This is a genomic window from Variovorax sp. PvP013 (genome assembly GCF_050435945.1).
Taxonomy (GTDB): Bacteria; Pseudomonadota; Gammaproteobacteria; order Burkholderiales; family Burkholderiaceae_C; genus Variovorax.
Genome location: NZ_JBNDLF010000001.1, coordinates 66,469 through 86,215, shown reverse-complemented (window position 1 = coordinate 86,215; position 19,747 = coordinate 66,469). Strand labels below are relative to the sequence as shown.

Genomic DNA, 19,747 nt, shown 5'->3' with positions numbered 1-19,747 from the left:
CGATGCCCGCGCCCTTCGACACCGTCCTCATCGCCAACCGCGGCGAGATCGCCCTGCGCATCCAGCGCGCCTGCCGCGGCCTGGGCCTGCGCACCGTGGTCGCGCATTCCGAGGCCGACCGCGACGCCGTCTACGTCGCCCAGGCCGACCAGGCCCTGTGCATCGGCCCGGCCGCGCCGGGACGCAGCTACCTGAACCAGACGGCGCTGCTGTTCGCCGCCGAGGTGAGCGGCGCCCAGGCCATCCATCCGGGCTACGGCTTCCTGTCGGAGAACGCGGGCTTCGCCGAGCGCGTCGAGCGCGCCGGCCTGACCTTCGTCGGCCCCAGCGCGGCGGCCATCCGCACGATGGGCGACAAGGTCGCGGCCAAGCGCGCCATGCGCGAGGCCGGCGTGCCCTGCGTGCCCGGCCCCGACACCGCCCTGCCCGAGGACCCGGACGCCGTGCGCGCCCTGGCGCGCGACATCGGCTACCCGGTGATCGTGAAGGCGGCCGGCGGCGGCGGCGGGCGCGGCATGCGCGTGGTGGAGGCCGAGGCCGGCCTGCTCGACGCCCTGGCGCTCACGCGCGAGGAAGCGCGCCGGGCCTTCGGCAACCCCGAGGTCTACATCGAGAAGTTCCTGCTGCACCCGCGCCACGTCGAGATCCAGGTGCTGGCCGACAGCCACGGCGCCGCCGTGTGGCTCGGCAGCCGCGACTGCTCGCTGCAGCGGCGCCACCAGAAGGTGATCGAGGAGGCGCCCGCGCCCGGCATCGACCCGGCGCTGATCGCCGAGGTGGGCGAGCGCTGCGCGGCGGCCTGCCGGCGCATCGGCTACTGCGGCGTGGGCACCTTCGAATTCCTCTACGAGCGCGGCGCCTTCTATTTCATCGAGATGAACACGCGCCTGCAGGTCGAGCATCCGGTGACGGAGGCGACCACCGGCATCGACATCGTGCAGCAGCAGTTGCGCGTGGCGCGCGGCGAGGCGCTGGCCTTCGCGCAGGCGGACGTCCCGTGCCGCGGCCATTCGATCGAGTGCCGCGTCAACGCCGAGGACCCGGCCACCTTCGCGCCCTCGCCGGGCCTCATCACCGGCTGGCGGGTGCCCGGCGGCTTCGGCGTGCGGGTGGACAGCCACGCCCACGCCGGCTACCGCGTGCCGCCCCACTACGACTCGATGATCGCCAAGCTGATCGTGCACGGCACCGACCGCGCCGACGCCCTCGCCCGCATGCGGCTCGCGCTGTCGGAGATGCTCGTCGACGGCATCGCCACCAACCTCGCCCTGCACCGCGAGCTGGTCGACGACGCGGGCTTCGCCGCCGGCGGCGTCGACATCCACCACCTCGAACGCTGGCTCGCAGCCCGGAGCGCCGCCCGATGAACATCGCCCTCGCGCGCCAGCCCGCGATCAGCCTGCTGGGCACCACCGCGCTCCTGTTCGAGCCCCCCGGCGAGGGCATGACCCTGCCCGTGCAGCAGCGCATCTGGGCGCTGGCCGAGACGACCGGATCCTGGCCGGAGGTGCGCGAGGCCGTGCCCGGCATGAACAACCTGATGCTGGCCTTCGAGCGGCCGCCGCGCGACCTCGCCGCGCTGGCGGCGCGCCTGGTCGACGCCTGGCACGCGACGCGGCCGCTGCCGCTGGCGGGCCGCGTGGTCGAGCTGCCGGTGGTCTACGGCGGCGCCGGCGGCCCGCACCTGGCCGACGTGGTGGCGCACACGGGCCTGTCGATCGACGAGATCGTCGCGCGCCACAGTGCCCCGCTCTACCCGGTCTACGCGCTGGGCAGCCACCCGGGCTACTGCTACCTCGGCGGCATGGACGAGCGCATCGCCACGCCACGGCGCCGGGTGCCGGTGGTGAGCATCCCGGGCGGCGCGGTCTCCATCGGCGGGGCGCAGACCGGCGTCTCGGCCTCGGCCGGGCCGAGCGGCTGGAACACCATCGGCAGCACGTCGATGCGTTTCTTCGACGCCGCCGCCGAGCCGCCCGCCGCGCTGCGGCCGGGCGATTTCATCCGCTTCCACGTGCAAGGCGTCGTCCGATGATCGAGGTGCTCTCTTCCGCCGCCCTGGCCTCCGTGCAGGACCTGGGCCGCACCGGCGGCCTGCGCTGGGGCGTGGGCACCGCCGGCGCCATGGACGACCTGGCGCTGGCCGCGGGCAACCTGCTGCTGGGCAACGCGCCCGGCGCCGCCGCCGTCGAGATCCCGGTGTTCCCGTTCGAGGTGCGCTTCACCGCCGACTGCGTCTTCGCGCTGACCGGCGCCGACTGCGCCGCGCGGCTCGACGCCGCCGCGCTGCTGCCGTGGTGGACGCACCGGGCCCGCGCCGGGCAGGTGCTGACGCTGGGCCTGCCGCAGGGCGGCGCCCGGCGCGCCAGCCGCGCCATGCTGTGCGTGGCCGGCGGCATCGACGTGCCATTGGCGCTGGGCTCGCGCAGCACCCAGCTGCGCGGCGCCTTCGGCGGCCACGAGGGCCGGGCGCTGCGGCGCGGCGACGTGCTGAGGGCCGGCGCGACGGCCGATGGCGGCGACGCCGCCGGACCGGCCACGGCGCCGCACGGCTTCGGCCTGGTGCCGCCCGCGCTGGCCCTGCCGCTGGCGGTGGACGGCCTGCCCGCCGTGCGCGTGCTGCCGGGCGCCGAGTACCCGGCGTTCGAGGAGGCCTCGCGCGAGGCCTTCTGGCGCACGCCCTGGAAGATCACCGCGCAGAGCGATCGCTACGGCTTCCGCCTCGACGGCGAGGCGCTGCGCCCGATCGCGCCGATGGAACTGCGCTCCCACGGCATCGTGCCCGGCGTGATCCAGGTGCCGCACGGCGGCCAGCCGATCGTGCAGATGCGCGACGCCCAGCCCTCGGGCGGCTATCCCAAGTTCGGCACCGTGATCGAGGCCGACCTGTGGCGACTCGGGCAGGCGCCCATCGGCAGCCGCGTGCGCTTCGTCGAGGTCGACTGGGCGCAGGCCCTGGCCGCGCTCGACGAGAAGGCCGCCTGGCTCGACGGCGTCGCCCGGCTGGTGGCGCTGCACCGCGCCGCCGCCATCGCCTCCACCGCTTCCCCGAGGACCTGACATGGACGCCGCACGACGCATCGCGCAACTGGGCGACTGGCTCGCGCCCACCGACATCGCGGTGCTGGAATTCACCACGCCCGACCTGCGCATCCGGCTCGACCGGGACGTTCCACCGGCCGCCGGTCCCGCGACGGCGAGGGCGGCCGGGCGCAATGGCGCGGCGCCCACGCCAGGGGCCGACGGAGCGACCGGGAAGAGCGACGGCCATCGGGCGGATCGGCCGGGCGCCTCGGTCGTCGCGGCGCACTCCGTCGGCGTCTTCCTCGACACCCACCCGCTCGCCACCGCGCCGCTCGCGGCCGTCGGCGCGCGGGTCGCCGCCGGCCAGCCGATCGGCCTGCTGCGCATCGGCGCGCTGCTGCTGCCGGTCGCCGCGCCGGTCGACGGCGTCGTCGCGCGCGTGCTCGCCACGCCCGGCGAGGCCGTCGGCCACGGCACGCCCCTGTTCGCCCTGACATGAACCCCACCCCCGGAGCCTCCGCATGGACATCGATCTGAACGCCGACCTCGGCGAGGGCTACGGCCCGTGGCGCATGGGCGAGGACGAGGCCCTGCTCGACATCGTCTCCTCGGCCAACGTGGCCTGCGGCTTCCACGCCGGCGACCCGGTCATCATGGACCGCACGGTACGCCGGGCACGCGAGCGCGGCGTCGACATCGGCGCGCACGTGGGCTTCCCGGACCTGGCGGGCTTCGGCCGCCGGCCGCTGCAGATGGACATCGGCGAGCTCGTCGCCCACGTCGTCTACCAGCTCGGCGCCCTGGCCGGCGTGGCGCGCGTGGCGGGCTGCCGCATGACGCACATGAGCTTCCACGGCGCGCTGGGCAACATGGCCGCGGCCGACGCCGCGCTGGCCGGGCCGCTGGTGCGCGCGGTGGCGGACTTCGACCCGACATTGATCGTCAGCTCCTCGGCCAGCCACGCCATCGAGGATGCCGCCGCGCGCTGCGGCCTGCGCGTGGCCACCACCTTCCTGGCCGACCGCGCCTGCACCGACGACGGCCTGCTGGTGCCGCGCCGGCTCGAGGGCGCCGTCATCCACGACCGCGACACCGTGCTCGCGCGCGTGCGCCAGCTGCTCGACGACGGCACCGTCACCAGCTACACCGGCGGCCGCCTGCCGATGCAGGTCCACTCGATCCTGCTGCACGGCGACACGCCCGGCGCCGTCGAGCTCGCGCGCGCCGTGCGCGAGGTGGTCGAGGCCGCCGGCCGCGTCGTGCCGATCTCGCGCCAGCGGGCCTGACGGCCGGAAAGACGCGCCAGCACGAGGCGCGCCGGCACGCCATTGGTGCCGACCCTGAGCCACGTGCACGGCTTCGGGGCGACATAAGGGCGTCTTATCGCTCCACAGACAAACCGTCTTGGCCTTGCCGTTCGCCCCTGGCTACATTGAATCCACCGCTTCCCAAGGAACCCCTGAAATGCCATTCGCCGACTACAAGACCGCACTCGTCACGGGCGCCTCCTCGGGCATCGGCGCGGCCACGGTCGAGCGCCTGCGCGGCGAGGGCCTCGAGGTCCACGCGCTGGCGCGCAACGCCGCCAACCTCGACGAGCTCGCGCGCCGCACCGGCTGCATCCCGCACGCGCTGGACGTGAGCGACACCGCCGGCCTCGCACGCCTGGCCGCCGAGGTGCCCTTCGACATCCTCGTCAACAACGCCGGCGTCGACCGTCCCGGCTCGATCCTCAAGGCCGACGCCGAGGGCATCGACCTGCTGGTGGACGTCAACCTGCGCGCCGTGCTGCACCTGTGCCGGCTGGTGGTGCCGGGCATGGTGGCGCGCGACCGCGGCCACGTGGTCAACATCAGCTCCATCGCCGGGGCCTACAACTTCGGCGGCAACAGCACCTACCACGCGACCAAGGCGGCGGTGAGCATGCTGTCGCGCCAGCTGCGCATCGACTGCTTCGGCAAGCGCGTGCGCGTCACCGAGATCTGTCCGGGCCGCGTCGCCACGGACATCTTCGCCCACGTCCACGGCAATCCGGAGGAGATGCACAAGCGCTTCATCGAGGGCTTCGAGCTGCCGCAGGCGAGCGACATCGCCGGAGCCATCGCCTTCGCCATCGCGGCGCCGGTGTCGATGAACGTCGGCCACATGGAGATCACGCCGACGCTGCAGGTGCCCGGCGGCCTCTCCACCGCCCGGCCCGAGACGGCGCAGGCCTGAGCCGCCCCGACCGACGACCCACCCCCACCGGCCGCGCGCATGAAAGACTTCGACCTCCTGGCGATCCTGCTCAAGCCGGAGTTCGGCGCCATGCTGCTGCACGGCCTGGACATGACGCTGCGCATCGCCGCCGGTTCCTGGCTGCTGGCGATGTCGCTGGCGATGGTGCTGCTGACGGTGCGGCTGCTGCCCAACGTGGTCGCCGAGCGCGCGGTGGCGGCCTATGTCTCCTACCACCGCAACGTGCCCACGCTGGTGCAGCTGATGCTGTGGTACTTCGGCATCGTCAGCCTGCTGCCCGAGGGCCTGCAGACCTGGATGTCCGAGCACAACGCCGAGGCGCTGGTGTCGGTGGTGGCGCTGGGCCTGTGCCAGGCGGCCTACTTCAGCGAGGACCTGCGCTCCGGCCTGCGCTCGATCCCCGCCGGCCAGACCGAGGCGGCGCGCGCGCTCGGCCACGGCTACGTCGGCTCGATGCGCCACGTGATGCTGCCCCAGGCGCTGCGCAACGCGGTGCCGGCGCTGGTCAACCACAGCGTGTCGCTGTTCAAGAACTCCAGCCTGGCGATGGCCATCGGCGTGGCCGAGCTGACGCACGCGGTCAAGGAGATCGAGAGCCAGAGCTTCCGCACCTTCGAGGCCTACAGCGTGGCCACGGTGCTCTACCTGGTGGTGTCGCTGGGCATCATGGCCGTCGGCGGGATGCTGGCGAAACGCTACCGCATCGTCGGCGCGCGCTGAAGGGATCACGTCCATGCTCGACATCCTCCAGATCCTGCGCGACAACTGGCTGCTGCTGCTCATCGGGCAGTACCCGAGCGGGCCGCTCGGCGGCATCGCGGCGACGCTGATCCTCTCGGTGCTGGGCATCGTGCTGGCCTTCCCGCTGTCGGTGCTGCTGGCGCTGGCGCGGCTGTCGCCCTGGCGCGTGCTGAGCTGGCCGGCCGCCGTGCTGGTCTACGTGGTGCGCGGCGTTCCGCTGCTGATGGTGATCCTGTGGGTCTACTTCCTGGTGCCGATCCTGGTCGGGCGCGAGATCTCCGGCTTCACGACCATGCTGTGCACGCTGGTCATCTACGAGGGCGCCTACCTCTCCGAGGTGGTGCGCGCCGGCATCCTGGCCCTGCCCAGGGGGCAGACCGAGGCGGCCCGCGCGCTCGGCCACAGCCACCTCGGCACGATGTGGGCGGTGGTGCTGCCGCAGGCGCTCTACAACATGCTGCCCAGCATGCTCAGCCAGTTCATCTCCACCATCAAGGAGACCACGCTGGGCTATGTCATCAACGTGCAGGAACTCACCTTCGCGGCCAACCAGATCAACAACCAGCTGCTGACCAAGCCGTTCCAGGTCTTCTTCCTGCTGGCGATGACCTACTTCGTGGTGTGCTTCAGCCTCACCCAGCTCGCGGGCTGGCTGGAGCGGCGCATCGCCCGCAAGCGCCGCGGCGCCGCGCACGTGGCGCCGACGACGGCCTCCGAGGCGCCGCTGCCCGTCGCCGCCAACGGCTGACGCACCCGACCCCGACCGCCCCACGGAGCGAAGACTCCCGGCCCCCACAGAACGACACGAGACGAAACCATGCCCATCCCCTCCCCCACCGCCGGCGCGGCGACGCCCGGCCAGGACGATCCCATGATTCTGTTCAACCGTGTCGACAAGTGGTATGGCGACTACCACGCGCTCACCGACATCAGCGCCGAGGTCAGGAAGGGCGAGGTGGTGGTGATCTGCGGCCCGTCGGGCTCGGGCAAGTCGACGCTCATCCGCACCGTCAACCGGCTCGAGGAGATCCGCTCCGGCCAGCTGCTGTTCGACGGCCACGACATCCACGCGCCGATGAGCGCGCCGGCCCTCAACAAGCTGCGCAGCCGCATCGGCTTCGTGTTCCAGAGCTTCAACCTGTTCCCGCACCTGTCGGTGCTGGAGAACGTGACACTGTCGCCGGTGCGCGTGCTGGGCCTGCGCCGCGGCGAGGCCAAGGCGCGCGCCATGCAGCTGCTCGACCGCGTCGGCCTGACCAACAAGGCCGGTGCCTACCCGGCCCAGCTCTCGGGCGGCCAGCAGCAGCGCGTGGCCATCGCCCGCGCCCTGGCGATGGAGCCGCCGGCGATGCTGTTCGACGAACCCACCAGCGCGCTCGACCCCGAGATGGTCGGCGAGGTGCTCTCCGTGATGCGCGGCCTGGCCGACGACGGCATGACCATGATGTGCGTCACCCACGAGATGAACTTCGCGCGCGACGTCGCCGACCGCGTCTGGTTCATGGACGCCGGCCAGATCCTGGAGGACGACACGCCCGAGGCGTTCTTCGGCCATCCGAAGCATCCGCGCGCGCAGCGCTTCCTGTCCGACCTGCGCGCGCACTGAACCCCTTCCGTTCCTCGACCCTTTCTTCCGACCATCCTTCCAGGAGCCTTCCATGTCCCGTCCGACCGTGTTCCGACTCGCCACCCTCGCCTGCGCCCTCGGCCTCGCATCGCTCGCCGCCCAGGCCGACCAGTGGGACGACATCGCCCAGCGCAAGGAGCTCAAGTGCGGCACCTTCGCCGACGTGCCGCCCTTCGCCGCCCCGGACCCAAAGACGCGCGAGATGGTCGGCTTCGACGTCGACCTGTGCAACGCCATCGCCAGGCAGCTGGGCGTGGCGGCCAAGGTCACGCCGCTGTCGGTGGAGGCCCGCGTGCCCGAGGTCAAGCTCGGCCGCGTCGACATCACCGTCGCCAACCTGGCCTACACCAAGAGCCGCGGCGAGCAGATCCAGTTCAGCGACCCCTACTACATCGCCAAGGAGATGCTGGCGGTGAAGGCGAGCGATCCGGGCACCACCAAGGCCGACTTCAAGGGCAAGCGCCTGAGCTCGACCAAGGGTTCGACCTCGGAGCTGTCGATCAAGATGAACGGTTCCGACCCGGTCACCTTCCAGGACACCGGCTCGGCCTTCATGGCGGTGCAGCAGAACAAGTCGGTCGGCATGGTGGCCAACACCATGACCATCACCAAGCTGGTCAACCAGTCCAAGACCGGCGGCGTCGAGCTCAAGATGATCAAGGACCCGATGGTGCTGCAGCCCATCGGCGTGGGCATGAAGAAGGACGAGCCGGCGCTGCTGGCCAAGGTCAACGCCGCCCTCTACGCGCTCGACAAGGACGGCGAGATCGACCGCCTCTGGGCCAAGTGGCTCGGCCCGAACACCGAGTACAAGCTCACCCGCGACGAGAAGGTCGCGCCGCTGGCGAGCCTGACGTTCGAACTGTTGCCTTAAACGCCGGCACGGCGTCGGGTCGATCGGCGCGCGTGCCCTGCGGGAGGGTCCGGATGGGCATAATTTGACACTTCCTCCATCGGCGCCCGGCGCCTCCGGCCACCCCTCCATGAATGCTCCGTTGACGCAGGTCGACATCCTTCGCCCCCTTCGGGACGCCAGCGGTGCGCTGCACCACGCGCTCGACTCGCAGCTGGCCATCGCGCGCGACGACGCCTCGCTCGACGACTACCTGGGTCACCTGCGCAGCCTGCGCCCCTGGCTGAGCGACATCCGCCGTGCGCTGGCCGCGCCGGGCGACGCGGCGCTCGACCAAGCCGCCCGGCGCATCGACGACCGGCTCGCGGCGCTGGACCTGGACCTGGCGTCCGACGACGGGACGGCCGCCGCGCGACCGCAGGGCACCGCCGCATCGTCCGCCTTCGTCGAGGAAGCCACGCGCGAACCCGCCTTCGCCTGGGGCCTGGCCTACGTGGTCGAGGGCTCCCAGCTCGGCGGCGCCGTGATGCACCGGCGCCTGGCCCCGCGCCTGGCGCCCCATCCGCTGCGCTACTTCGTGGTCGACGGCCTGGGCGCGCGCTGGCGCGAATTCGTCGCCCAGCTCGGCGCGGCGCTGGGCGACGACCCCGCCGCCGTGGCCGCCGCCCAGCGCGGCGCCGTGGCCGCCTTCGAGCGCCTGCTCGCGCGCTGCGGACTCGGCCTGCCGCCGGCCGCACCGGAGGCCGCGTCGTGAGCGTGGCGAGCGTCCCGGACGCCGCTCCGCTCACGCTGGCGACGGTCAACCTGGAGAACTGCGACCAGGAACCGATCCACATCCCCGGCTTCGTGCAGCCGCACGGCGTGCTGCTGGCGCTGGACCTCGAAGGCCGGCTGACGCACGCGAGCCGCAACGCACGCACGGTCTTCCCGGCCCTGCCGGCGCTGGGCCGGCCGCTGCTGCCGGGCCACCTGGGCGACGACGAAGCGCTGCGCGAACCGCTCGAGCGCCTGCGCGAGGAGGCCGCCGCCGGCGGCGACGAGGTCGCGCCGCTGGCGTTGGAGATGAACGTCGCCGAGGCCGTCTTCGACGTCGTGATCCACGCCTTCGGGCGGCGCGTGATCGTCGAGTTCGAGCGCCGCGACCCCGACCACGACGCGCTCGCGAGCTTCGCCCTGATGGCGCACCGCAGCATGGGCCGGCTGCGCAACCGGCGCGACATCGCCACCTTGCTCGACGACGCCGTCACGGTGGTGCGCGAGCTCACCGGCTTCGACCGCGTGATGGCCTACCGCTTCCACCACGACGACAGCGGCGAGGTGGTGGCCGAGGCGCGCGCCGACACGCTCGATCCCTACCTCGCGCGGCGCTTCCCCACCGCCGACATCCCGGCGCAGGCACGGCGGCTCTACATCATCAACACGCTGCGCCTGATCGCCGACGTGCGCGACGAGCAGGTGCCCGTCGACGCCGTGGCCGGCGACCTCGCCCCGCTCGACCTGAGCCACTCGGTGCTGCGCAGCGTCTCGCCGATCCACATCGAGTACCTGAAGAACATCAACGTCGCCGCCTCGATGAGCGTGTCGATCGTCGTCGGCGGCCGGCTCTGGGGCCTGATCGCCTGCCACCACCACACGGCGCACCGCGTGCCCTACGCGATCCGCATGGCCTGCGACGTGCTCTCGCAGATGGTGTCGGCCTCGGTGCAGACGGCGCTCGAGCGCGCCGGCGCCACGCGCCGCTCGCAGGCCGCCGACGTGCGCTCCAAGCTGGTCGACGTGATCCTGCACGGCGACGACATCGCCGCGGGCATGGGCGAGCTGGGCCGCAACATGCAGCACGCCATCGCCAACGACGGCGTGCTGTTCGCGCACTCGGGCAAGCTGGTGGACGACGGCTCGCTGCCGCGCGAGGCCGCCGCGCAGCTCATGCGCTGGCTCGACGAGCAGCGCGACGACCTGGTCGCCGTGAGCGAGCGCACCGCGCTGCCGGCGGCCGTCGGCGACGCCATCCGGCCCTTCTGCGGCGTGCTGGCGCTGCGCTTCGACCCGGTGCACCACGGCCTGTTCGTGTTCCTGCGCCGCGAGCAGGTCGAGACCATCACCTGGAGCGGCCCGCCCGACAAGGTCGGGCGCGTCGGCCCGCTGGGGGCGCGGCTGACCCCGGGCGGCTCCTTCGCCGAATGGCGCCAGGTCGTCGAGGGCACGGCCGTGCCGTGGGACGAGCACGACCTCGCCATCGCGCGCCAGCTGCTCGACGAGCTCGGCCGCGCCACCTCGGCGCGCGGCGCCGAGATGGAACGCGCCCGCGCCCGGCTGCTGGCCGTGCTGGGCCACGACCTGCGCGATCCGCTCCAGACCATCAGCATGGCCGCGCGGATCATCGAGCACGGCGACCCCGGCTCGCGCGTCGGCCAGCGCATCAGCTCCTCCACCGGCCGCATGGACCGCATGATCACGCAGGTGCTCGACATGAGCCGGCTCCACGGCGGCCTGGGCCTGGGGCTGCGGCGCGTCGAATGCGACCTGGCGGCGCTGGTGCGCAACATCGTCGAGGACGCGGCCATCGCCCACCCGCAGCTCGCGATCCGGGCCTCGCTGCCGCCCGCGCTGGCGGCCACGGTCGACCCGGACCGCTTCACGCAAGTCGTGAGCAACCTGCTGGGCAACGCGCGCCACCACGGCGCGCTGGGCGAGCCGATCACCATCGAGCTGGCCGAGGAGGACGGCATGGTGCGCTTCGCCGTCGCCAACCGGGCCGCGCCGATTCCCGAGGAGGCGGCGCGCATCCTGTTCCAGCCGCTGAAGGAACGCTCGGTGGGTAACGAGCGCAACCCGAGCGGGCTCGGCCTGGGCCTCTACATCGCCAGCGAGATCGTCAAGGGCCACCAGGGCACCCTACAGTACGGCTACCGCGACGAGCAGGTGGTCTTCACGGTGCGCTTCCCGCGGGACCTCCCGGCCACCGACGCCTGAGCCCGAGGGCACCGCCGCGGAGCCGGCGCACCACGCGCGCGCATCGCGGACCGGGGGTGGGGCTCGAAGGCGTGCACCGTCGGCGCATCGGCCACGGACCGCCGTTCCCCTGACACCGAAACGGCTGGCACACAACCTGCTTGATACCCTGAAAACATATCCACGATATCTCGCTAATATATTTGGACAGTTCTCCCAGTCCCGCATCCAGCAAGCAAGGAACCGACCCGTGACCGCACGCCCGACGACCACCGCCGCCACCGCTCCCCGCTGGCAAGGCATCTTCCCCGCCATCACCACCAAGTTCCACCCCGACGAGCGCATCGACGCCGAGGGCACCGCGCGCCACATCGACTTCCAGATCCGCAACGGCATCCACGGCCTGGTCACCTGCGGCTCCCTGGGCGAGGCGAGCACCCTCTCCCTGGAGGAGAAGCTCACCGTCGCCAGAATCGCCCTGGAGGCCGCCGACGGCCGCATCCCCGTGCTCGCCAACGTCTCGGAGACCCGCACCGCCGAGGCCCTGCGCTACATCGAGGGCGCCAACGCTCTGGGCGTGGCCGGCTTCATGGTCATGCCCTCGGTCATCTACGTGGCCGACGCGCGAGAAGCCATGCAGAACGTGCGCACCATGGCCGAGGCCGCCCAGCGGCCCGTCATGGTCTACAACAACCCCGTGGCCTACCGCGTCGACCTCAAGCCCGAGCACATGCTCGCGTTGGCCGACTGCGAGTGGATCGTCGCCGTCAAGGAGAGCACCGACGACGTCCGGCGCATCACCGACCTCAGGAACCTGCTGGGCAACCGCTACCAGATCTTCTGCGGCGTGGACGACCTCGCCTACGAGGCGCTCGCGCTCGGCGCGGACGGCCTGCTCGCCGGGGTGGGCTGCGCCTTCCCGCGCGAGACCGTCGCGCTCTACGACCTGATGAAGGAAGGCCGCTTCGCCGAGGCCCTGGCGCTCTACCAGTGGATGACGCCGATGCTGCACCTGGACGTCTCCACCAAGCTGGTGCAGAACCTCAAGCTCATCGACCTGCTCGTGGGCGTGGGCACCGAGCACATGCGCAAGCCCCGCCTGCCCCTGGTCGGCGAGGAGCGCGCATTCATCGAGAAGATCGTGGAAAAGGCGCTCGCGAGCCGGCCGGCGCAATATCGCTCGGTCGACTGACCGTCGCACCGTCGTTCCGTCCCTTCCCCACCGCATCCATCCCAGGAGAAAGCATGAAGACTCACACGAAACTGGTTCCGCTCTTCGGTCTGATCGCATGGGCCCTCGCCGGCCCCGCGAGCGCGCAGGAGCAGGTCGTGAAGATCGGCCACAGCGGCCCGCTGTCGGGTCCGAACGCCTTCGCGGGCAAGGACAACGAGAACGGCATCCGTCTGGCCGTCGAGGAACTCAACGCGAAGAAGATGACCGTCGCCGGCAGGACGCTGAAGTTCGAACTCGTGTCGGAAGACGACCAGTGCGACGCCAAGACCGGCGTGAGCGTGGCGCAGAAGTTCGTCGACGACGGCGTCAAGTTCGTCATGGGCCCGTACTGCTCTGGCGTGGCCATCCCGGCCTCGCGCATCTACGCCGACGGCGGTGCCCTGGTGTCGACCGTGGGCACCAACCCCAAGGTCACGCAGGGCGGCCACAAGAACCTGTTCCGCATCATCGCCAGCGACAACCAGATCGGCGGCGCCATGGCGGTGTACGCGGCCAAGGTGCTCAACGTGAAGAAGGTCGGCGTGATCGACGACCGCACCGCCTTCGGCCAGGGCCTGGCCGAGGAGTTCACCAAGGAGGCGAAGAACCAGGGCCTCGCGGTGGTCGCGCAGGAGTTCACCACCGACAAGGCGGTCGACTTCTCGGCGATCCTGACCAACATGAAGGCCAAGGCGCCCGAGGCGATCTTCTTCGGCGGCTACGCCCCGCAGGCCGCCCCCATGGCGCGCCAGATGAAGCAGCTGGGCGTGCAGGCCAAGCTGCTGGGCGGCGACACCGTGTGCAGCCCGGCGACCGGCAAGCTCGGCGGCGACGCCGTCAACGACCTGGTGTTCTGCGCCCAGGGCGGCTCCATGCTGGAGAAGGCCGAGACCGGCCCCGCCTTCAAGGCCAGGTTCAAGCAGCGCTTCAACGCCGATGCCGACGCCTATGCCGCGTCCTACTACGACCAGGTGATGTTCATCGCCCAGTCGATGCAGAAGGCCGGCGCCATCGATCCCGACAAGGTCGGCGCGGAACTCCACAAGGCCACCTACAAGGGCGTGGCCGCGACCTACAGCTACGACGACAAGGGCAACATGAAACAGGCGCCGATCACGGTGTTCACGTTCAGGAACGCGGCGCCGGTGCCGCTGGCGAGCTACTGAACGGAGGACGACGCATGCGACGCATCGAGGTCATCGACTCGCACACCGGCGGCGAGCCCACCCGGCTGGTCGTCGGCGGCTTTCCCGATCTGGGCGGCGGCGGCATGGCCGAGCGCTGCGCCGTGCTGGCGCGCGACCACGACGCCTGGCGTCGCGCCACCGTGCTGGAGCCGCGCGGCAGCGACGTCGTCGTCGGCGCCCTGCTGTGCGAGCCGGTCGCGCCCGATGCCGCCGCCGGCGTGATCTTCTTCAACAACAGCGGCTACCTCGGCATGTGCGGCCACGGCACCATCGGCCTGGTCGTCACGCTGGCCCACATGGGGCGCATCGGCCCCGGCGAGCACCGCATCGAGACCCCGGTGGGCACCGTCACCGCCACCCTGCACGACGACGGCGCCGTGAGCGTGCGCAACGTGCCGGCCTGGCGATACCGGCGGCAGGTCGCGGTCGAGCTCGCCGGACACGGCACGGTGCACGGCGACGTCGCCTGGGGCGGCAACTGGTTCTTCCTGGTCGGCGAGGACGCGCACGGCCGGGCCGTCGACAGCGCCCACCTGGCCGACCTCACGGCCTATGCCGGCGCGCTGCGCCGGGCGCTGGCCGCGCAGGGCGTCACCGGCGCCGACGGCGCCGAGATCGACCACGTCGAGCTGTTCGCGCCGGACGATGCGGCCGACAGCCGCAACTTCGTGCTGTGCCCGGGCAACGCCTACGACCGCTCGCCCTGCGGCACCGGCACCAGCGCCAAGATCGCCTGCCTGGCCGCCGACGGCAAGCTGGCGCCGGGCGAGGTCTGGCACCAGGCCAGCGTGATCGGCAGCCGCTTCGAGGCCAGCTACGCGCCGGGCGACGAACCCGGCCGCGTGACCCCGACCATCAAGGGCCGCGCGCACGTCAGCGCCGAGGCCACGCTGCTGATCCAGGCCGACGATCCGTTCGGCTGGGGCATCCGGCTCTGAGGCCCATGGACGCGGACGTCATCGTCGTCGGCGCCGGCATCGTCGGCGCGGCCTGCGCGCAGGCCCTGGCGCGCGTCGGGTTGCGCGTGCTGGTGCTCGACGACCGGCGCGGCGGCGCCACGGCGGCGGGCATGGGCCACCTCGTCGTGATGGACGACAACCCGGCCGAACTCGCCCTCAGCCTGCACTCGCTGGACCTGTGGCGCGGCCTCGCGCCGGGCCTGCCGCGCGGCTGCGACTACCGCGACAGCGGCACGCTGTGGGTCGCCGCCGACGACGCCGAGATGGCCGAGGCCGAGCGCAAGCAGCGCCGGCTCGCCGACCACGGCGTGGCGAGCGAGCTGCTCGACCGGGACGCCCTGCGCGCCGCCGAGCCGGCCCTGCGCCCCGGCCTCGCGGGTGCCCTGCGCGTGCCGGGCGACGGCGTGGTCTACGCCCCGGCCGCCGCCGAGTGGATGCTGCTGCAGGACGGCGCGCGCATCCGCGTCGAGCACGCGGAGGTGACGCGCCTGGAAGGCACGCGGCTGCAGTTGCGCGACGGCTCGTGGCGCGGCGCGCCGCGCATCCTGCTGGCCAACGGCATCCACGCCACCGCGCTGTGCCCGGAGCTCGCCCTGCGGCCCAAGAAGGGCCACCTGCTCATCACGGACCGCCACCCCGGCACGGTGACGCACCAGCTCGTCGAGCTGGGCTACGTCACCAGCGCGCACCACAGCGAGGGCGACTCGGTCGCCTTCAACGTCCAGCCCCGGCCGACCGGCCAGCTGCTGGTGGGCTCGTCGCGCCAGTTCGACACCACCGACTTGAGCGTGGAGCCGGCGATGCTCGCGCGCATGCTGCGGCGCGCGCTCGACTACCTGCCCGGCCTGGGCGACCTGAGCGCGGTGCGCACCTGGACCGGCCTGCGCGCCGCCACGCCCGACGGCCTGCCGCTGCTGGGCGCGCACGCCGGGCGCGAGGGCGTCTGGCTGGCGCTCGGCCACGAAGGCCTGGGCGTGACGACGGCGCCGGCCAGCGGGCGGCTCGTCGCCGCGCTGATGACCGGCCGCACGCCGCCCATCGACCCCGCGCCCTACCAGCCCTGCCGCCTGATGGAGACCGCATGACCCCCGCGATCGCGACCGTGACCCTGGTCGTCGACGGCCGCCCGGTGGCGGTCGAGGCCGGCCTGTCCGTGGCGGCGGCGCTCGCCCGGGCGGGCGACGGCATCACCCGCACCAGCGTCTCGGGCATGGCGCGCGCGCCCCTGTGCGGCATGGGCGTCTGCCAGGAATGCCGCGTCGACATCGACGGGCGGCGGATGCTGGCCTGCCAGACCACGTGCCGCGACGGCATGGCCGTCACGACCCGCCTGCCGCACCCCGCGCGCCAGGCGCATCACCTCCCCGGCACCACGCCATGACAGAGAACACCCCCGTGGCGCACTGCGACCTCCTGATCGTCGGCGCCGGACCGGCCGGCATGGCCGCCGCCGTGGCCGCCGCGCCCAGCGGCGCGTCCATCGTGCTGATCGACGACAACCCGGCCCCCGGCGGCCAGATCTGGCGCGACGGCCCGCGCGCGAGCCCGCCGCCCGAGGCCCGCCGGCTGCGCGCTGCGCTGGCGCGCTGCGTCAACGTGCGCGTGTGCAGCGGCACGCGCGTGGCGGCGGCCCCGGCACCGGGCCATCTGCTGCTCGAGGACGCCGAGCGCGGCTGGCTGCTGCGCTACGCGAAGCTGATCCTGTGCACCGGCGCGCGCGAGCTGCTGCTGCCCTTTCCCGGCTGGACCCTGCCCGGCGTGACCGGCGCAGGCGGCCTGCAGGCGCTCGTCAAGGGCGGCCTGCCGGTGGCCGGCGAACGCGTCGTGATCGCCGGCAGCGGCCCGTTGCTGCTCGCCGCCGCCGCCACGGCCGTCCAGGCCGGCGCGCGGGTGCCGCGCATCGCCGAGCAGGCCCCGCTCGCGGAACTCGCCCGCTTCGCCCTGCAGATGGCCCGCTGGCCGGGCAAGGCCCGCCAGGCCGCCACGCTCTTCAAGTTGAGCTACCGGACGCACAGCCACGTGCTGGCGGCGACGGGCGACGGCCGGGTCGAATCGGTGCGCCTGCGGCGCGGCGACGGCACGATCGAGGAGATCGCCTGCGACCGCGTGGCCAACGGCTTCGGCCTGGTGCCCAATACCGAACTGGGGCAGCTGCTCGGCTGCGACATCGTCGCGCGCCAGGGCGCGCCCGCGCTGGCGATCGACGCGAACCAGCGCACCCGCCTGGCGGGCGTCTACGCGGCGGGCGAATGCACCGGCGTCGGCGGCAGCGAGCGCGCGCTGGTGCAGGGGTCGATGGCCGGTCTGCATGCCGTGGGCCTCGCGGCCCGGGCCGACGCCCTGCGCCCGGAGCTGGCCCGCTGGGATGCCTTCGCCGCGCGCCTGCACCGCTGCTTCGCGCTCGACGAGGCCCTGCGCGCCCTGCCGGCACCCGACACCCTCGTGTGCCGCTGCGAGGACGTGCCGCACGGCGCGCTCGCCGGTCGCCGGGGCTGGGTCGACGCCAAGCTGCACACGCGCTGCGGCATGGGTGCCTGCCAGGGCCGCGTCTGCGGCGCGGCGACGCGGTTCATGTTCGGCTGGACGCCGCCCGCGCCGCGCCCGCCGCTGTTCCCGGTGCGCGTGAGCACCTTGGCCATCCCCGTGCCGCCGGCCGCGCCCACGGCCGACTGGCCGGCGGATTGAACCCCTCGCCCGCGACCGGATGCCGAGGCACGCCGTTGATGCGAACCGCGCCCTGCACCGATACTCTGCGGCCTCGCCCGATGCGGCCGGGCCGACGGCGGACGCTCCCGCATCCGCCGCATCGAATCGGCCGAGAGACCACGCCATGCCCGCTCCGACATCCACCACGATCACTCCGCCCCGCCCGCCGCCCAAGCGCCGGGCCGCCGACCTCGCCTACGACGCGATCGAGACGCTGATCTCGACCCTGCAGCTCGAGCCCGGCAGCCCGGTGGTCGAGGCCGAACTTGCCGAGCGCACCGGCCTGGGCCGCACGCCGGTGCGCGAGGCGCTCATGCGCATGGTGTCGATCGGCCTGATCGACCAGCAGCTGCGCCGTGGCCTCCTGGTCTCGACCATCGACCTGGCCGACCACCTCGACGTGATCCAGACCCGGCGCGCGCTCGAGGGCCTGATCGCCGCCTGTTCGGCCCGGCGCGCCACCGCGCTGCAGCGCAAGGCCATCCTGCGCTGCGCCGAGAAGATGGTGCGCGCCGCCGCGCGCGACAGCCTGGCCGACTACATGGCCGCCGACCACGAACTCGACCACGTCAACCACCAGGCCTGCCGCAACATGTCGGCCGTCAACGCCGTGGTGCCGCTGGCCATCAAGTGCCGCCGCTTCTGGTACGCCTACCAGCACGCCGGCGAGATCGTCGAGGGCGCCGAAGCGCACCTCGCGCTCGCCCAGGGCATCTCCACCGGCGACGAGGCCGCCGCGGTCGCCGGCGCCGACCGCCTGATGGACTACCTCGAACGCTTCGCGCGGCAGGTCATCGACAGCTAGGGCGGGACACCATCGGCGCTACAGGCGCCCCGCTTCGACGTCGGCGCGCGACAGATCGTTGGCTCGCGTCTGCCAGCCGTGATCGGTGTCACTTCGAAGAGAGTTGTCTTCATAGGCATGGCATGAGTAATCGAAGCCAGGCCCCACGCCTAGCCACGGCGTAACGCCCGCTGCCGCGACGCCAGCGCGGCGCCCGTCCACAGCGCCACGGCCGAGAACATCAGCCCGCGCTGCAGTCCGCCGGGGCCGTCGGCGATCCACCCCACGATCATCGGCCCGACGATCTGGCTGGCGGCGAAGACGACGGTGAAGGCGCTGATGCCGGTCGCCCACTGCGCGGGTGCCGCGTTGTGCCGCACGAGCGCCGTGGTGGACGCCACGACCGACAGGAACACCGCGCCGAACAGCAGACCGGAAGCCAGCACCATCGGCCAGGCCGACGTCACGGCGGGCACCACCGTCGCCAGGCCCGCCAGGGCGTTCAGGAACGCCAGCGCCCGGCCGCCGCGCGATCGGTCCAGCAGGCCCGCCCAGATGCGCGAGGACGCCACCACCGCCACGCCGAGCAGGGCATAGAACAGCGTGATGCGGGCCGGCGACACGCCCTGCTCGCGCAGCAGCGCGACGACGAAGGTCATGTAGCCGATGTAGCCCATGCCGAACATCGCGTAGCCCGCCAGGCCGAAACCGAAGTCGCGCCAGCGGAACGGCACCGCGGGCCCGGCGGCGCCGGTCGCTCCCGGCGCCGCACCGACGTCCTTCAGCGCCCGCGCCGGCCACGCCAGCACCGCCGTGGCCGCCAGGCAGGCCGCTGCCAGTCCCCACCAGGCCCAGGTCCAGGCGTGCGCCTGCGCGCGCTGCGTGGCAGCGTCCAGCAATGCCGGCACCAGGAGCGCCGACAGCAGGATGCCCAGGCCGGTGCCCCCGTAGTACAGCCCGAGCAGGAAGCCGCCGCGCCGCGGCTGCAAGGCGCTCAGGCGCGCCGCCAGCAATCCGCCCGCGATGAACAGGAACGCGCTGGAGACACCGGCCAGCAGGCGTTGCGCCAGCAACGGCGCCGCGGCGGTGAAGAACCCGCTCAGGCCCATGAACAGGCTCGAGAGCGAGGCGCCGGCGATCGTCAGGCCCGAGGGACCGAAGCGCGCCATCAGGCGGGGCGTGACCAGGGCGCCGAGCAGGTAGCCCAGCGCGTTGGCCGTGTTCATCGCCCCCGCCAGGGTGTAGGACCACTGCAGGTCGGCACGCATGGGCGGCAGCAGCAGGCCGTAGGCGAAGCGCGTCACGCCCAGCGACACGGCCGCGCCGAGCGACAGGGCGAGGGCCAGCGGGAGGTACGGCAGGTCGGGAGCGCAGGCGTGTCTCATCGTCGATGGTCCTTGGTTTCCAGGTCGGCTCGCCGATCCCGCGCCGGCGCTCCGGGCGCCGACGACGCGAATGCCGCC

At 72.9% G+C, this 19,747-nt stretch carries 20 protein-coding genes; 19 read left to right on the top strand and 1 reads right to left on the bottom strand.

Going from position 1 to position 19,747, the window contains the following annotated elements; all coding sequences use genetic code 11:
* The first annotated feature begins 2 nt into the window (after positions 1–2).
* The 19 genes from accC to ABID77_RS00345 all read left to right on the top strand — a co-directional run bounded on the left by accC (position 3) and on the right by ABID77_RS00345 (position 18,305).
* A complete protein-coding gene (gene accC / locus ABID77_RS00435; protein ID WP_429589297.1) occupies positions 3–1,367 on the top strand; it encodes an acetyl-CoA carboxylase biotin carboxylase subunit in 1,365 nt (454 codons plus the stop codon).
* Positions 1,364–2,035 carry a 5-oxoprolinase subunit PxpB gene (gene pxpB / locus ABID77_RS00430; RefSeq protein WP_429589294.1) on the top strand — a complete coding sequence of 224 codons (672 nt, stop codon included), beginning with the start codon at positions 1,364–1,366 and terminating at the stop codon, positions 2,033–2,035. Before accC ends, pxpB begins: the two co-directional genes overlap by 4 nt.
* Entirely contained in the window at positions 2,032–3,060 is a 1,029-nt protein-coding gene (locus ABID77_RS00425) for a biotin-dependent carboxyltransferase family protein (RefSeq protein ID WP_429589291.1), read from the top strand. The genes pxpB and ABID77_RS00425 overlap by 4 nt, the downstream gene beginning before the upstream one ends.
* Position 3,061: 1 nt before the next feature.
* Complete coding sequence (locus ABID77_RS00420; RefSeq protein WP_429589288.1) at positions 3,062–3,523, top strand: biotin/lipoyl-containing protein; 462 nt, start codon at positions 3,062–3,064, stop codon at positions 3,521–3,523.
* A 22-nt stretch (positions 3,524–3,545) separates the two neighbouring features.
* Positions 3,546–4,310, top strand: coding sequence for a LamB/YcsF family protein (locus ABID77_RS00415; protein WP_429589285.1), 765 nt, complete (start codon positions 3,546–3,548; stop codon positions 4,308–4,310).
* 178 nt (positions 4,311–4,488) lie between these two features.
* Positions 4,489–5,241 carry an SDR family oxidoreductase gene (locus ABID77_RS00410; RefSeq protein WP_429589282.1) on the top strand — a complete coding sequence of 251 codons (753 nt, stop codon included), beginning with the start codon at positions 4,489–4,491 and terminating at the stop codon, positions 5,239–5,241.
* Between the two features lie 39 nt (positions 5,242–5,280).
* Positions 5,281–5,982 carry an amino acid ABC transporter permease gene (locus ABID77_RS00405; RefSeq protein ID WP_429589279.1) on the top strand — a complete coding sequence of 234 codons (702 nt, stop codon included), beginning with the start codon at positions 5,281–5,283 and terminating at the stop codon, positions 5,980–5,982.
* A gap of 13 nt (positions 5,983–5,995) precedes the next feature.
* Positions 5,996–6,751: an amino acid ABC transporter permease gene (locus tag ABID77_RS00400; protein WP_429589276.1), complete on the top strand. Its 756-nt coding sequence runs from the start codon at positions 5,996–5,998 to the stop codon at positions 6,749–6,751.
* Positions 6,752–6,874: 123 nt separating this feature from the next.
* The gene (locus tag ABID77_RS00395; protein WP_429593200.1) at positions 6,875–7,609 is read left to right on the top strand and encodes an amino acid ABC transporter ATP-binding protein; all 735 of its coding nucleotides are present in this window, start codon (positions 6,875–6,877) and stop codon (positions 7,607–7,609) included.
* Between the two features lie 52 nt (positions 7,610–7,661).
* Positions 7,662–8,504, top strand: a complete 843-nt coding sequence (locus ABID77_RS00390; protein ID WP_429589273.1) for an ABC transporter substrate-binding protein — start codon at positions 7,662–7,664, stop codon at positions 8,502–8,504.
* Positions 8,505–8,613: 109 nt separating this feature from the next.
* Positions 8,614–9,237: a biliverdin-producing heme oxygenase gene (locus ABID77_RS00385; protein WP_429589270.1), complete on the top strand. Its 624-nt coding sequence runs from the start codon at positions 8,614–8,616 to the stop codon at positions 9,235–9,237.
* Entirely contained in the window at positions 9,234–11,456 is a 2,223-nt protein-coding gene (locus ABID77_RS00380; RefSeq protein ID WP_429589267.1) for an ATP-binding protein, read from the top strand. Before ABID77_RS00385 ends, ABID77_RS00380 begins: the two co-directional genes overlap by 4 nt.
* Positions 11,457–11,685: 229 nt before the next feature.
* Entirely contained in the window at positions 11,686–12,627 is a 942-nt protein-coding gene (locus ABID77_RS00375; RefSeq protein ID WP_429589264.1) for a dihydrodipicolinate synthase family protein, read from the top strand.
* Positions 12,628–12,680: 53 nt separating this feature from the next.
* Positions 12,681–13,814: a branched-chain amino acid ABC transporter substrate-binding protein gene (locus ABID77_RS00370; RefSeq protein ID WP_429589261.1), complete on the top strand. Its 1,134-nt coding sequence runs from the start codon at positions 12,681–12,683 to the stop codon at positions 13,812–13,814.
* A 14-nt stretch (positions 13,815–13,828) separates the two neighbouring features.
* Positions 13,829–14,773: a 4-hydroxyproline epimerase gene (locus ABID77_RS00365; RefSeq protein WP_429589257.1), complete on the top strand. Its 945-nt coding sequence runs from the start codon at positions 13,829–13,831 to the stop codon at positions 14,771–14,773.
* Positions 14,774–14,778: 5 nt separating this feature from the next.
* Positions 14,779–15,879 carry an NAD(P)/FAD-dependent oxidoreductase gene (locus tag ABID77_RS00360; protein WP_429589253.1) on the top strand — a complete coding sequence of 367 codons (1,101 nt, stop codon included), beginning with the start codon at positions 14,779–14,781 and terminating at the stop codon, positions 15,877–15,879.
* Entirely contained in the window at positions 15,876–16,175 is a 300-nt protein-coding gene (locus ABID77_RS00355) for a (2Fe-2S)-binding protein (protein WP_429589250.1), read from the top strand. Before ABID77_RS00360 ends, ABID77_RS00355 begins: the two co-directional genes overlap by 4 nt.
* Positions 16,172–17,479 carry an FAD-dependent oxidoreductase gene (locus ABID77_RS00350; protein ID WP_429589247.1) on the top strand — a complete coding sequence of 436 codons (1,308 nt, stop codon included), beginning with the start codon at positions 16,172–16,174 and terminating at the stop codon, positions 17,477–17,479. The genes ABID77_RS00355 and ABID77_RS00350 overlap by 4 nt, the downstream gene beginning before the upstream one ends.
* A 145-nt stretch (positions 17,480–17,624) precedes the next feature.
* A complete protein-coding gene (locus ABID77_RS00345; RefSeq protein WP_429589243.1) occupies positions 17,625–18,305 on the top strand; it encodes a GntR family transcriptional regulator in 681 nt (226 codons plus the stop codon).
* 149 nt (positions 18,306–18,454) lie between these two features.
* Here the strand turns inward: ABID77_RS00345 and ABID77_RS00340 are convergent, their stop codons facing one another.
* A complete protein-coding gene (locus tag ABID77_RS00340) occupies positions 18,455–19,669 on the bottom strand; it encodes a YbfB/YjiJ family MFS transporter (protein WP_429589240.1) in 1,215 nt (404 codons plus the stop codon).
* Positions 19,670–19,747 lie beyond the last annotated feature (78 nt).

Bases quoted from the DNA above. Each gene is read 5' to 3' on its own strand.
- ABID77_RS00405 (WP_429589279.1), top strand. From the start codon at position 5,281: ATGAAAGACTTCGACCTCCTGGCGATCCTGCTCAAGCCGGAGTTCGGC.
- ABID77_RS00420 (WP_429589288.1), top strand. From the start codon at position 3,062: ATGGACGCCGCACGACGCATCGCGCAACTGGGCGACTGGCTCGCGCCC.
- ABID77_RS00400 (WP_429589276.1), top strand. From the start codon at position 5,996: ATGCTCGACATCCTCCAGATCCTGCGCGACAACTGGCTGCTGCTGCTC.
- ABID77_RS00385 (WP_429589270.1), top strand. From the start codon at position 8,614: ATGAATGCTCCGTTGACGCAGGTCGACATCCTTCGCCCCCTTCGGGAC.
- ABID77_RS00340 (WP_429589240.1), bottom strand. From the start codon at position 19,669: ATGAGACACGCCTGCGCTCCCGACCTGCCGTACCTCCCGCTGGCCCTC.
- pxpB (WP_429589294.1), top strand. From the start codon at position 1,364: ATGAACATCGCCCTCGCGCGCCAGCCCGCGATCAGCCTGCTGGGCACC.
- ABID77_RS00410 (WP_429589282.1), top strand. From the start codon at position 4,489: ATGCCATTCGCCGACTACAAGACCGCACTCGTCACGGGCGCCTCCTCG.
- ABID77_RS00355 (WP_429589250.1), top strand. From the start codon at position 15,876: ATGACCCCCGCGATCGCGACCGTGACCCTGGTCGTCGACGGCCGCCCG.
- accC (WP_429589297.1), top strand. From the start codon at position 3: ATGCCCGCGCCCTTCGACACCGTCCTCATCGCCAACCGCGGCGAGATC.
- ABID77_RS00350 (WP_429589247.1), top strand. From the start codon at position 16,172: ATGACAGAGAACACCCCCGTGGCGCACTGCGACCTCCTGATCGTCGGC.
- ABID77_RS00370 (WP_429589261.1), top strand. From the start codon at position 12,681: ATGAAGACTCACACGAAACTGGTTCCGCTCTTCGGTCTGATCGCATGG.
- ABID77_RS00395 (WP_429593200.1), top strand. From the start codon at position 6,875: ATGATTCTGTTCAACCGTGTCGACAAGTGGTATGGCGACTACCACGCG.
- ABID77_RS00390 (WP_429589273.1), top strand. From the start codon at position 7,662: ATGTCCCGTCCGACCGTGTTCCGACTCGCCACCCTCGCCTGCGCCCTC.
- ABID77_RS00345 (WP_429589243.1), top strand. From the start codon at position 17,625: ATGCCCGCTCCGACATCCACCACGATCACTCCGCCCCGCCCGCCGCCC.
- ABID77_RS00425 (WP_429589291.1), top strand. From the start codon at position 2,032: ATGATCGAGGTGCTCTCTTCCGCCGCCCTGGCCTCCGTGCAGGACCTG.
- ABID77_RS00365 (WP_429589257.1), top strand. From the start codon at position 13,829: ATGCGACGCATCGAGGTCATCGACTCGCACACCGGCGGCGAGCCCACC.
- ABID77_RS00415 (WP_429589285.1), top strand. From the start codon at position 3,546: ATGGACATCGATCTGAACGCCGACCTCGGCGAGGGCTACGGCCCGTGG.
- ABID77_RS00360 (WP_429589253.1), top strand. From the start codon at position 14,779: ATGGACGCGGACGTCATCGTCGTCGGCGCCGGCATCGTCGGCGCGGCC.